This is a genomic window from Rhizobium sp. BK591, from assembly GCF_014195045.1.
Lineage (GTDB): Bacteria > Pseudomonadota > Alphaproteobacteria > Rhizobiales > Rhizobiaceae > Rhizobium > Rhizobium anhuiense.
The window spans coordinates 323,116-336,093 of the sequence record NZ_JACIAZ010000005.1 but is presented as its reverse complement, the minus strand read 5'-3'; the positions used below and the strand labels follow the sequence as shown (position 1 = coordinate 336,093).

The 12,978-nt window shown below is 61.2% G+C and carries 11 protein-coding genes; 8 read left to right on the top strand and 3 right to left on the bottom strand.

Features of this window, described 5'->3' with window-relative positions:
• The 4 genes from FHX10_RS23595 (at window position 1) to FHX10_RS23580 (ending at window position 3,419) form a co-directional block, all read left to right on the top strand.
• Window positions 1-405: an RNA-binding S4 domain-containing protein gene (locus FHX10_RS23595; RefSeq protein WP_028756524.1), complete on the top strand. Its 405-nt coding sequence runs from the start codon at window positions 1-3 to the stop codon at window positions 403-405.
• Window positions 406-598: 193 nt separating this feature from the next.
• Window positions 599-937, top strand: coding sequence for a ferredoxin FdxA (fdxA, locus tag FHX10_RS23590; protein WP_007632346.1), 339 nt, complete (start codon window positions 599-601; stop codon window positions 935-937).
• Between the two features lie 667 nt (window positions 938-1,604).
• On the top strand, window positions 1,605-2,177 hold the full coding sequence (locus FHX10_RS23585; RefSeq protein WP_003543775.1) for a CarD family transcriptional regulator: 573 nt from the start codon (window positions 1,605-1,607) through the stop codon (window positions 2,175-2,177).
• Between the two features lie 378 nt (window positions 2,178-2,555).
• The gene (locus FHX10_RS23580; protein ID WP_018244054.1) at window positions 2,556-3,419 is read left to right on the top strand and encodes an RNA polymerase factor sigma-32; all 864 of its coding nucleotides are present in this window, start codon (window positions 2,556-2,558) and stop codon (window positions 3,417-3,419) included.
• A gap of 153 nt (window positions 3,420-3,572) precedes the next feature.
• On the opposite strand, the gene FHX10_RS23575 is transcribed toward FHX10_RS23580, so the two are convergent.
• On the bottom strand, window positions 3,573-5,117 hold the full coding sequence (locus FHX10_RS23575) for a M48 family metalloprotease (protein WP_028756523.1): 1,545 nt from the start codon (window positions 5,115-5,117) through the stop codon (window positions 3,573-3,575).
• A 387-nt stretch (window positions 5,118-5,504) separates the two neighbouring features.
• A complete protein-coding gene (locus FHX10_RS23570; protein WP_028756522.1) occupies window positions 5,505-7,043 on the bottom strand; it encodes an MDR family MFS transporter in 1,539 nt (512 codons plus the stop codon).
• Window positions 7,044-7,159: 116 nt separating this feature from the next.
• On the opposite strand from FHX10_RS23570, the gene FHX10_RS23565 reads away from it, so the two are divergent.
• The 4 genes from FHX10_RS23565 to FHX10_RS23550 all read left to right on the top strand — a co-directional run bounded on the left by FHX10_RS23565 (window position 7,160) and on the right by FHX10_RS23550 (window position 10,973).
• Complete coding sequence (locus FHX10_RS23565; protein WP_028756521.1) at window positions 7,160-7,687, top strand: MarR family winged helix-turn-helix transcriptional regulator; 528 nt, start codon at window positions 7,160-7,162, stop codon at window positions 7,685-7,687.
• Between the two features lie 63 nt (window positions 7,688-7,750).
• On the top strand, window positions 7,751-8,401 hold the full coding sequence (locus FHX10_RS23560) for a thiamine diphosphokinase (RefSeq protein ID WP_028756520.1): 651 nt from the start codon (window positions 7,751-7,753) through the stop codon (window positions 8,399-8,401).
• Window positions 8,402-8,403: 2 nt separating this feature from the next.
• The gene (locus FHX10_RS23555) at window positions 8,404-10,224 is read left to right on the top strand and encodes an ABC-F family ATP-binding cassette domain-containing protein (protein WP_028756519.1); all 1,821 of its coding nucleotides are present in this window, start codon (window positions 8,404-8,406) and stop codon (window positions 10,222-10,224) included.
• Window positions 10,225-10,343: 119 nt separating this feature from the next.
• A complete protein-coding gene (locus FHX10_RS23550) occupies window positions 10,344-10,973 on the top strand; it encodes a DUF5666 domain-containing protein (RefSeq protein WP_028756518.1) in 630 nt (209 codons plus the stop codon).
• A 73-nt stretch (window positions 10,974-11,046) separates the two neighbouring features.
• On the opposite strand, the gene FHX10_RS23545 is transcribed toward FHX10_RS23550, so the two are convergent.
• On the bottom strand, window positions 11,047-12,936 hold the full coding sequence (locus tag FHX10_RS23545; RefSeq protein ID WP_184390393.1) for an ABC transporter ATP-binding protein/permease: 1,890 nt from the start codon (window positions 12,934-12,936) through the stop codon (window positions 11,047-11,049).
• Window positions 12,937-12,978: the final 42 nt, after the last annotated feature.

The following is a 12,978-nucleotide window of genomic DNA, read 5'->3' as shown; positions in this document are numbered from 1 at the left end:
ATGAGCGCGGAGACACAGCCGACAAGCGGTTCGCGCCAGCGCATCGACAAGTGGCTGTTCTTCGCGCGCATGGTGAAGTCGCGTTCATTGGCGCAGAGCCAAATCCAATCCGGCCATGTGCGCATCAACGGCGAACGCTGCAGCCATCCGAGCCAGATGGTCAAGCCGGGTGACCGTATCGAGATGACGCTGGAACGGCGCGACGTCGTTCTCGTGGTGCGCCTCGCCGGTGAGCGGCGGGGACCTTACGAGGAGGCGCGCCTGCTGTATGACGATCAATCGCCGCCGCCTGATGAGGCAAAACGTCTCACGCCCTACGAACAGGCGATCCGGGCGACCGGTACCGGCCGTCCGACCAAAAAGGAAAGACGTGCAATCGACAGGCTGATGTCGGACGAGGATTAGAAAACTCTGTCTGCGCTGGCGGCTTTTGCAGATCGTTTATCCTTGAAATCCGGCGCCAAAGCCGATAGGTCACTGTCAACCTGCCGGAAGCGTGCTTGCCGCCCAAGCCTGCCCACGCTTTTCCTCCGGCACGGGGATAGGCGCGACGTTCCAGGTTGCCCGGCCCCATCGCATGGAAATCCTGGAGTTCTTCATGACCTATGTCGTGACCGACAATTGCATCAAGTGCAAATACACCGATTGCGTGGAAGTCTGCCCTGTCGACTGCTTCTATGAGGGCGAGAACTTTCTCGTTATTCATCCCGACGAATGCATCGATTGCGGCGTCTGCGAACCCGAATGTCCCGCCGAGGCGATCAAGCCCGATACCGAGCCGGGTCTCGATAAATGGCTGAAGATCAATACCGAATATGCGACGATCTGGCCGAATATCACGGTCAAGAAGGAGCCGTTGCCTGAGGCCAAGGAAATGGATGGCGAGACCGGAAAATTCGAGAAGTATTTCTCCGAGAAGCCCGGTTCCGGCGATTGAGACAGCGCCCACATTCGGCCTCCGGATTCGGGCGGTGGCGGGGCGAAACGTTTGGAGCCTTTCCTGGTCAGATTGCAGCATTCTGACCTGGCATAGAGATGCCCGGCCCACCGGCCGCACTGCTTCGCCATGCGAAGCAACAGGTGCGTCCGGCGATTCTAAGGTCTTGCAGATTTGCCAAGCAAATCTGCAAGAGGGTTGGCTGAAGCGGGCCGTCTGATCGATCGGCCGGGTTGGCCGTAGATCTGGGCTACGACGCGCGCCGGCCGGTCACCATCCGACTCCGTTTGAGCCAACAGAATGCTTCAATCTGACCAGGAAAGGCTCTAAAAGCTGCGTGAGGCATATGGGTGACATGTGTTGCCCGCATGACTCAAGCGAAGCAAATTATTGATTTCCTCATATTTTTATGATAGGTTTCGTCTACTGTTCCATTTGTGGCATGACGCATGCCCAAAACCATCACGAAAGCAAAACAAATCCGTACGCGGTTTCCGTGACATATCAACGCTTTGAGCGCCGGGTCCCAAGATCGTGCGCAAAAAGTCTTTGCTTTTGCCCGATAGGACCAGAGTGAAGTCACCCGACGGATACTACCGTCTCACCCGGGCCTGACTGACCCGGCTCCGGCCGCCGCCGGATGCGTAACAGGGAGTTTTTGAATAGAATGACGACTCAGCAGAAAAAGCCTTCTACAGCACGTCACGGCTTCAAGACCGGTGAATCGATCGTCTACCCCGCTCATGGCGTCGGTACCATCACCGCTATCGAAGAGCAAGAAGTTGCCGGCATGAAGCTCGAACTTTTCGTTATCGATTTCGAGAAGGACAAGATGCGTCTGAAGGTTCCGGTCGCGAAGGCCATGAGCATCGGTATGCGCAAGCTTTCGGAAACGGATTTCGTCGAGCGTGCTTTGAAGGTCGTGCAGGGCAAGGCGCGCGTCAAGCGCACCATGTGGTCCCGTCGCGCCCAGGAATATGATGCCAAGATCAATTCCGGCGACCTGATTTCCATCGCTGAGGTCGTGCGTGATCTCTATCGTGCCGAGAACCAGCCCGAACAGTCCTATTCCGAGCGTCAGCTTTATGAGGCTGCGCTCGATCGCATGGCGCGCGAAATCGCCGCCGTCAACAAGATGTCGGAAACCGAAGCCGTCCGTCTCGTCGAGACCAATCTCAACAAGGGTCCGAAGCGCGGAAAGGCAATCGAAGAAGACGATTCGCAGGACGAAGCCGCATAAGGCGAGCCTGTTTTCCTGTCAAAAAACCCGGCCTTCGCGCCGGGTTTTTTTATTGGAACTTTTTCCCGACTGCCGCGTTTAACACACGTAATTGCGGACTGCTCGCGGGCAATGGCCTCGACGGGCGAACTGCTATTCCGTCAATGTTCGATGAGGAGCGGATCATGCCTTTTCAATATTGCCCATCCGGCAACGTGAAGAAACAGGTCCAGCCCGGCCGTCTTAGCGGCACATGATGAGAAATAGGGCCTCCCCCTGAAAAGTCCAGGGGCGAGGCCTTTATGCATTCAGAACCCCATTCAGTCTGGAACAGCGATGTTCCGGAAGGTGCGTTTTATTGTTCATTTTAGGGCGAGAGGCCTGTTTCAGGAGATCGAAATGAAGAACATGTCTGCAGATCGGCGCATGATCAAAATCGCGATGGCCGCCCCCTATCTCGCCCGTCAGGAAGAGCACGATCTTGCCACTCGTTGGAAGGATCACGACGATCGCGGTGCCCGCAACCAGATCGCCATGGCCCATATGCGCCTGGTCATCTCTATGGCCGGCAAGTTCCGCAACTTCGGCCTGCCGATGAGCGATCTCGTGCAGGAGGGCTATGTCGGGCTGCTGGAGGCCGCCGCCCGCTTCGAACCGGAACGCGACGTGCGCTTTTCGACCTATGCAAGCTGGTGGATCAGGGCTTCGATCCAGGATTATATCCTGCGCAACTGGTCGATCGTGCGCGGCGGCACGAGTTCGGCGCAGAAGGCGCTGTTCTTCAATCTGCGTCGCCTGCGCGCCAAGCTCGCCAAGGGTGACACGCAGCTGACGCTGCAATCCATTCACCAGGAAATCGCCGCTGCCCTCGGGGTCAGCCTCGCCGATGTACAGACCATGGATGCCAGGCTTTCTGGCAACGATGCCTCGCTGCAGGCGCCTTCGGTTTCCGGCGATGCCGAGAGTGCGGAGAAGATGGATTTCCTCGTCAGTGACGATCCCCTGCCGGATGAGCAGGTTTCCAACATGATCGACGGCGAGCGCCGCCGCGTCTGGCTCGCCTCGGCGCTGAAACATCTCAACGAACGCGAGATGAAGATCATCAGTGCCCGGCGTCTGGCGGAGGACGGAGCCACGCTCGAAGAACTCGGCGCCGACCTCGGCATTTCCAAGGAACGCGTGCGTCAGATCGAAAGCCGGGCGATGGAGAAGCTTCGCAGCGCGCTCGTCAGCGCCGATCCGCATATGGCCGCCTATGCTTGAACCCAAAGCGCGTCGCGATCCTTCAGATTCGCTCCTCGCGCTTCAGGTCTTTGTTTTACGCATGTCGTTATCGTAAAACCGCTGCACAGTTTTGCGCGACATGCTTTGTCCCCTCCAGCAGCACAGACTGGCCCGGCGTAAGCCGGGCCTCTTTTATTCGGCGATGATCTTGACGCGGTCGCCCGGTGAAACGGCTGCGCCCGTGGGCAGGGCGTTGATGAGCTTGAAGAGATCGAGCTTGCGGTCGGTGCCCATCATGCGGGCGGCGAGCGTCGAGATGTTCTCCCCCGGCCGGACGGTGACGACGCGGATGCGCAGCGGCTTCAGCGAGGCTGCCTCTGCCGGCGTCATACGCCGGAAACTCGCACGCAGGACATTGGCCGTCGGCTCAAGGGCGTCACTGCCTTTCGGCACGGCGGTCAGGAAGCGGAAGATTTGCGAATTGTTGCGGATCACGGTGACATCGAAATCCCAGCGGTCGGCGCTTGCGCGCGCGGTGGCTGCTTCCATGCCGTTGATGGTGATCGGCTGGATGGTCGAGGGGTCGAGACCGGTCACCCAGCCGCTGGAGATATAGTTGGTGAGGCTCTGGTTCTGATTGTCGGCGACGCCGTCGAAGCGGACGGCGATGTCGTTCGGGCCGGTGGCCATCACGGCTTCGACCTTGTTGTCGATGTGGAAATCCGGTGGCACGTCGAAGCGGATCCCGAGACCGCCATGCAGGAAGGTCTGGCCGCGCACATAGCCTTCCTCCGGGCTGTCGCCGTAGAGCAGTCCATCTATGCCATCGAGATAATAATCGCGGCCCTTGTCGCCGACGGAACCTTCCTGGCCGAAAGCGCGGGCGTGGGTGCGGGCAAGCTCGATGCGCTGGGCGGAGTTCGGGTGGCTCGACAGGAAGTCGAGGCTCTGGTCGGCTTCGGGATCGACCGACATGAAGCGGCTGTATGCCGCCATCGAATCGAGGAAACGGGCTGCGGCATAGGGATCGTAGCCGGCTTCGCCGAGCATGCGCACGCCGATGACATCGGCCTGCAGCTCCTGCTGGCGGGAGAAGGCGGCGAGCCGCAGCTTGCCGCGGGCCAGCGCCTGCTTGCCTGCGATGTCGCTGGAAAGCACCTCGGCGACGACGCGGCTGGCGATGACCTCAGCCTCTTCGCGCTTCTGCCGCTCGATGCCGTGGTTCGCCGTCACATGGCCCATCTCGTGCGACAGCACGGCGGCGACTTCCGAGGCGTCGTTGGCAAGGGCGAGCAGGCCGCGGGTGACATAGAGATAACCGCCCGGCAGCGCAAAGGCGTTGATCGCCGGCGAATTCAGGATGGTGATGCGGTAGGACTGGCTCGGATTTTCCGACACCGCCGTCAGCGCGCCGGCGATGCGGGCAACGAGGCGTTCGGTCTTGGCATCCTTGTATTCGCCGCCGTAGCTTGCCACGATGCGCGGATGCTCACGGGCGCCCATCGCCGCGCGCGGGTCGTTCTTCTGCACCTCGTCGACGATCTGCGGATTGGAAGAAGGCGAAACACTCGGCTGATAGGATTGGTCGATCAGCGATTGACAGCCATTCAGCGCCATTGCGAGGGCTGAAAGCAGCATTAGGCGACGCGCGAAGCGCCGCGGCGTGGAGATGGCATCACTGGAAAGCGCGGGCGATTTCCACGTCGTCAAGCTGTCCAGTCTGTTTCTCCGCATCATGTCGCTGTTTTGCCGGTTTGCCGCAGATTCAAACCGACCGTGGCAAGGGGAATTCAACAGGTGCGCACCCCTGATCTCGCGCTGCACAATCGGCCGATACAAGTCCTTGCTGTAGCTGATTTACGCATCGGTTGCATAGCGAGACTCTGTTTAAATGTGGCGCCGTTGCATTTTGGCAAGCCTCGGGCATTGAGGCCTCCCTTCGCTCGGATGAAATTATGGCGAAAGTTCCGTCACAGAGCGGAGATTCGTCAACGGCGCGGAAAAAGAACGGGCCGATTGAATTAACCGGCGCGGCCGCGACAGCCATGCGCGAAAAGCGCAACCAGAAATATGTTCTTTGTGAGGGAGCGCCTCTTGGTGAGGCATTTCCGCGGGGCGATTCGACTATTCGGCAGCTTCCGCCGTCGCCGCTTGCGGCTTCTCCGTCTCGCCGGCGCGGGGCAATTGCACTGGCTTCAGCATGATGGCAGCCACAAGGCCGATCAGTGCAATGGCGCAGGAGGTCATGAAGAGCGGCGAGAAAGCGGCAGCATAGATATCGGCCACGGCCTGGCGGCTTGGCTCGGGAAGGGCAGCCATCATCTTTGGCGTCAGTTGCTCGATATCGGTGACGCCGGGAATGGAAATGCCGACCGTGCCGAGCCCAGAGGCAATGATCGCGCCGTAGATCGAGATGGCGATCGAAGCGCCTCCCATGCGCGACAGCGTCACCGAGCCGGTGGCCGCACCGACGTCGCGCGCCGGTGCTGCATTCTGCACGCCGATGATGGGAACCTGCTGGGCAAGGCCGATGCCGATACCGTGCAGCATCATGATCGCGCCGATGAAGGCGATCGGCGTTCCCGCATGGACCTGCGACAATAGCGCAAAGGCGGTGGCGCTGCAGGTGAGGCTTGCGATGGCGAAGGGCTTGTAGCGCCCCGTCCTCGAGATGATGCGGCCTGCCGTCAACGATCCGCAGACGAGGCCGCCGGTCAGGAGGATGAAGAGCAGGCCGGCGGCGGACGGTGAAAGGCCTGTGGTGGTCTGCAGGAAGAGGGCGAGATAATTGACCATGCCGATGGCGATGGCGCCGCCCATGATCGAGATCACCAGGAGCAGGCTGAAGGTCGAATTGCGAAAGAGCTGCAGGGGAACGATCGGCTCCGGCGCGCGGCGCTCCGTGAAAACCCAGATGACGGCACAGATCACACCGAAGGCGACGATGCCGACGCTCTGGGGTGAGATCAATGCGCCGAACAGTTCGCTGCTGTCGGTGGCAAGCACGATGCTTGTCGTCGTCATGGCAAGCAGAAGTGCACCTGCATAGTCGATCTTCGGTCGGCGATGCGGTTTTCGGTACGGCAACATGAAAGCAAGGCCGGCAAGTACGATGAAGCCGATCGGCACATTGACGAGGAAGATCGAGCGCCAGCCGAAGAGATCGCTCATCGTACCGCCGAGCACCGGGCCGATCGCACCAGATGCCATCAGCACGAGGCTGGAATAGCTTTGATAGCGCGCCCGCTCGCGCGGCTCGAACAGATCGGCGTTGACGGCGAAGATCGACACCATGATGCCGCCGCCGCCAAGGCCCTGCAGCACACGGGCGGCGATCAGCGTGTCCATCGAGACCGCAAGGCCGCAGACCGCTGAGCCGACGGTGAAGATCGTGATCGCCGTCATCATCACATATTTGCGGCCGAAGAGATCGCCGAGCTTGCCGTAAAGGGGCATGACGGCGCTCAGCGACAGGAGATAGGCCGAACCGATCCAGCCGAAGCGCTCGAGATGGCCGAATTCGCCGACGATCGTCGGCAGCGCCGTGGAGACGATCTGATTGTCCAGCGTCGCCATGAACATGGCCGTCATCAGGAAGAAGAACAGGATAAGCCGGCGACGAGGATCGGTCACGAGCGGCGCAGGCACGAATTGCATGTCCATGGGAGCGTCATTCCGGGTTTGATGAGCTTTTATGTGCTAACAGCATATAATTGTCAACAGCACATTATTGACATCAGCATGTTCAAATTCCGCATCGGCTCTGTTATGGTCTCGTCATGAGTGACGTGCTGACCAAGACCATTTCCGCGCAATCCGCCACGCCGAATGAGGAAAACGTGCCTCGTATCGGCCGCAGCATGGCGCGCATGCGATTGATGACCGGTCGGCGGCTGATCGGTCGGCTGGCGATCCAGAGTGCCGCACCGGGCCTTGAACTTTCGCATCTCGATGTGCTCGATGCCGTGCGGAGGGCGCAGCCTGCCGGCGAGGTCACGGTCGGCATGATCGCGGAGATGCTGCGCATCGATCCGTCACGGGCAAGCCGCGTGGTGGCCGACATGGTCGGGCGCAACGTCCTGCGCCGCGAGGCCTCGCAGGCCGACGCGCGGCGGATCGTTGTCGTCATGACCGAGGTCGGCCAGGCTCTGCTTGCCGAGATCGTCGCGCAGAAGCTCGCGATCATCTCCGAGATCGTCGCCGACTGGCCGCAGGAAGATATCGATCGCTTCGCGATACTTTTCGAGCGTTTCATCGGCGGTTACGAGGCGGTCTTCCTGTCGCGCGACAAGGATACGCCGGGCTGAGGCGAGGCACGTCGTTCGGCGCCCCTTCCCCTCGACCCCCCGTTTGCGCTAAGGGCAGTGCCCATGAGCCAATCCACCTTCACCATTCTCCTTGGCGGCGAACTCAGCCTGACGGAGCGCCTGAGGCATGCCATCGGCGACAGCCGCTTCATTGCGGCCGATGGCGGGATGCGGCATGCGGCAGCACTCGGCATTATGCCCGAGCTCTGGGTCGGCGATTTCGATTCGACGCCCGCCGATCTCGAGGATGCATTTCCCGATGTGCCGAAACAGCCTTATCCCGCAGCGAAGGCGGCGACCGATGGCGAAATCGCAGTGTCGGAAGCGATCGCGCGCGGTGCGCGGCGGCTGATTCTGGCCGGTGCGCTCGGCGGCGAACGCTCGGACCATGCGCTTCAGCATCTGCTGTCGGCCGTCAGCCTGGCGGAAGAGGGCTTCGACGTGCTGCTGACCTCGGGCAAGGAAGAGGCCGTGCCGTTGATTGCCGGGACGATCGAACTGGACCTTCCCAAGGGCAGCCTGTTTTCCGTGCCCGGGTTCAGCGAGCTGATCGGGCTTTCCATCGAGAATGCGCGTTATCCGCTGGCCGATTTTCATCTGCCTTTCGGCTCGTCGCGCACCATTTCCAACGTCGCGGAAGGCAAGGTTCGCTTTTCGCTCCGCAGCGGCCAGGCGATCGTGCTCGCCAGGCCCTATGATCTTTCCGGAGTCTGATTTTGGCCCCTCCCATTCTGAAACTCGACGATATCTTCCTGAGCTTCGGCGGTGCACCGCTCCTCGCGGGGGCGGCGCTGCAGATCGAGCCTGGTGACAAGATCTGTCTCGTCGGCCGCAACGGCTCGGGAAAATCGACGCTGCTGAAGATCGCCGCCGGCCTGGTCGAGGCACAGTCCGGCGAGGTCTTCCGCCATCCGTCCTCGACGGTGCGTTATCTCGAACAGGCGCCGGATTTTGCCGGCTTCAACACGGTTCAGGCCTATGCCGAGGCCGGTCTCGGGCCGGGCGATGATCCTTACCGCGTCACCTATTTGCTCTCCCATCTCGGGCTGACCGGCGAGGAAGATCCGAAGACCCTTTCCGGCGGCGAATCGCGCCGGGCCGCCCTTGCCCGCGTCCTGGCGCCGGAGCCCGACATTCTCCTGCTCGACGAACCGACCAACCATCTCGACCTTCCCACAATCGAATGGCTGGAAGGCGAGTTGCAGAAGACCCGCAGCGCTTTGGTGCTGATCTCGCACGACCGGCGTTTTCTCGAAAAGGTCTCGACCGCAACCGTCTGGCTCGACCGCGGCACCTCACGCCGGCTCGACAGGGGCTTTGCGCATTTCGAAGCCTGGCGCGACCAGGTGCTGGAGGCCGAGGAGTTGGAGCAGCACAAGCTCGGCAAGGCGATCGAGCGCGAGGAGCACTGGTTGCGCTATGGCGTCACGGCGCGACGCAAGCGCAACATGCGCCGCCTCGGTGAACTGCAGACGATGCGCTCGCAATATCGTGGCCACAAAGGGCCACAAGGTAGCGTGCAGGCGACCGTTTCGGACGCGCAGGAATCCGGCAAGCTGGTGATCGAGGCCGACAAGATCACCAAGAGCTTCGGCGACCGGACAATCGTCATGCCCTTCTCGATCCGCGTGCATCGCGGTGACTGCATCGGTCTGGTCGGGCCGAACGGCGCCGGCAAGACGACGCTGTTGAAGATGCTGACCGGGCAGCTTTCCCCGGATAGCGGCACGATAAAGCTTGGCACCAATCTGGAGATCGCGACGCTCGACCAGAAGCGCGAGGATCTCGATCCCGAGAATACGCTTGCCAACTACCTGACGGACGGGCGCGGCGAAAACCTGCTCGTCAACGGCGAGCAGCGTCATGTTACCGGCTATATGAAGGAGTTCCTGTTCCAACCGGAACAGGCGCGGACGCCGATCAAAAGCCTCTCCGGCGGCGAGCGCGCCCGGCTGATGCTGGCACGTATCCTCTCGCGTCCGGCGAACCTCCTGATCCTCGACGAGCCGACCAACGATCTCGATATCGAAACGCTCGATCTGCTGCAGGAAATCGTCGCCGGCTTTCCCGGCACCGTCATTCTCGTCAGCCACGACCGCGATTTCCTCGACCGCACCGTGACCTCGACGATCGCGCCTGCCGTGCCGGATGCGCCTGACGGTCGCTGGATCGAATATGCCGGCGGCTATTCCGACATGCTTGCGCAGCGCAAGGGCGCGCTTGAGGAGCGCAAGAGGGCGGAGAAAGCGGCGGAGAAGCCGAAGACGCAAGAGGCAGCGCCGTCCGCAGGAAGTGCCAAGACCAAGCTTTCCTTCAAGCAGAAATTCGCGCTTGACAATCTGCCGAAGGAGATGGCGAAAGCCGAAGCCGAGATCGCCAAGCGCGAACAGGCGATGGCCGATCCCAATCTGTTTACGCGCGATGCCGCGGCCTTCAACCGGCTTGCCGCCGAGATGGAAAAACTGCGCTCCAGCCTGACCAAAATGGAGGAGGAGTGGCTGGAGCTCGAAATGCTGCGCGAAGAGCTGGAAGGCTGAGGCTTCCCAAACGCGCCGGCTCACCTTTCCTTGATTCGCCAGTTGATCGTCGTGCGGCATAGAGTGCCGCCCGGCAGCCGGGGATATTGCCGATCGCAATGGCGACAAGGAAAAGTCATATGTCTCGCAAGCCCAATTCCAAAATTTTCACAACCCTTGCCGCCGGCGGCATTGTCGCGCTTGCCCTATCGCACGCCGTCGAGGCGCAGGATAGCCAGCGCGTCCGCATTCGCGGCGCCATCGAAAGCCTCAGCGGTGATCAACTCGTTGTCAAGACGCGCGAAGGCAGCGATGCGACGATCACGCTGAAAGCCGGCTGGAAAGTCGGCGGTATCCGGAAAGCCTCGGTCGAGGATATCAAGCCCGGCGATTTCGTTGGCGTTGCCTCGCTTCCGAAGGGCAACGGCCCGGATGGGGCGATCGAAGTGCTGATCTTTCCGGCGTCGATGAAAGGGACCGGCGAGGGGAACCGTCCCTGGGATGCGCAGCCGAACAGCCAGATGACCAACGCGACCGTCAGCAACGCCGTCAAATCCGTCGAAGGCCACACGATCACGCTGACCTATCAGGGCAAGGAAAAGACCATCACGATCGCCGATGCGACACCGATCGTGACACTGGCGCCGGCGACCAAGGATGATTTGAAGACTGGCGCCGGGGTTATCGTCACCGGCGAGAAGGCGGCTGACGGCAGTATCTCGGCCAGCCAGGTGGCTGTCGGCCTCAACGGCATCACGCCGCCGATGTGAGCGGCCGGCTCAAATCTTTATCTTAACGCATTCCGTTATGCCAAAACCGCTCCACACTTTGGGGCGGCACGGATCAAAGCGCCGGCGCGGGCACGGCGGCAGCGCCTGCACTGGCGCTGCCGCCGGTCTGGGCGACAGGCGGTTCCTCGGATCTTGACGGCAACGCCTGCAGATGCAGCACGCGCGGCTTCAGCACCTCGAGATAGGCTTCGGAGCGGCCGATATAGATCATGCCGGTTTCGGGCAGAGTGGTGAGCAGTTTGGCCATGGTTTCCTGCCATTCCGGCTCCATGCCTTCCAGCACCTCGTCGAAAATGATCCAGCGCGGGCGTACGAGCAGCAGGCGGGCGAAGCCGATCGCCTTCTGCTCGTCGCTGTCGAGCAGCTTGTCCCAGCGGGCGCGGGTATCGAGCCTGGCGATCAGCGAATGCAGGCCGGCTTTCTCGAGGGAAGCCTCGACGGCGGCTTTCTCGTAGGCATCAGGACTTTCGGGAAAGGCCAGCGCCTCGCGCAGTGTGCCGCCGGGAACATAGGCGATCTGCGGCACGAACAGCATGTCGTCGACCGGCGGCAGCCCCATCGTGCCGCTGCCGCACGGCCAGAGGCCGGCCATCGCCTGGAACAGCAGCTTGCGATTGACGCTGTGATCGCCGTTGATCATGACTTTTTCGCCGGCCTTGATCACGACATTGGTTTCACGCAGGCGGAAACCGCCGCATTCGTCGATGTCTTCGCCGATCTTGGCGACGATCACCACATCCTTCAGTGTCAGCGTATCGGGCGCGGTGCTTTCATAGGCGATGCTGTCCTTCAGGTCGAAGTCCTCGTCCATGTCGAGCAGCGCCTGACGGAAATCGGTGACGCGCATCAGCGTGGCGCGCCATTCGGCGATCGGGCCGAAATTGGCGACGTACCAGCGCAATGCCGTGTTGACCTGATTGAAGGCGCCGACGGACATCATCAGCTGGCCAAGGGTGAGGCCGCCGGAGAAATAGGCGGGGGCGGCGACGATGATCGGGATGACGATCACCAGCCAGCCGTAGCCGGCCGAAACCCAGGTGAGGTTGGTATTGGCCATGGCGAGCCGCTTGACGACCCTCAGTACCGAGCTGATATCGGTGTTGATGCGCCGACGCTCGTTTTCCTCGCCTCGGGCGACGGTGATCGCCGGCATGTTCTCATTGGCATGCATCAGCGTGAAGCGAAGCTCGGCTTCCTTCGAGAACCGGTCGGCATTGAGCTTCACCAGCTTGCGGCCGACGACCTGGCTCAGCACCGAGGCGGAAGCGGCATAGAAGATCGCCGCCCAGACCATGTAGCCCGGAATGGAGAAGCTATGGCCGCTGATGCGGAAGATGAAGCCGCTCGAAAGCTCCCAGAGCACGCCGATGAAGCTCACCAGAAGAATGGTCGACTGCAGCAGGCCGAGAACGAGCCCTGTCGTGCTTTCGGCGAGATTGCGGGAATCCTCGTGCAGGCGCTGGTCCGGATTGACGCCGATCAGGCCACTGGAAGCAAGCCGCAGCGCCCGCTTGCGCTTCAGCCATTGGTCGACGAGATCACGCGACAGACCTTCGCGCATATAGAGCGCGGTCATCTGGTTCAGCCACGCCTGCAGCACGTTGAGCAGCAGCAGCGTGCCGGCGATCATCGCGAAGATTTCAAGCTGGTGGAAGAATTCGCCGAGGTCGCGGCGCTCCAGCGAGTCGTAGAACGGAGCATTCCATTCATTGAGGATGACTTGGCCGTAGGACGTCACCAAGATGACGAGAATCAGCACGGTCGCCAGAAACAGCACCTTGCCACGCACTTCCGAATTCCAGAATGCTGAGAACATCACCCCGAGGCGATATGTCAGGCTGAGATCATACCCTACCCTATCCTGCCTCCGGATTCCCGGCCTCCTCTCGATCTTATCTGCCATTACACTTTTCCACACCGCCCATGCCCCCATTATTAACATGGTGGCGTTACCGGTCTATCAACAGATTCTATCAGTCATTAA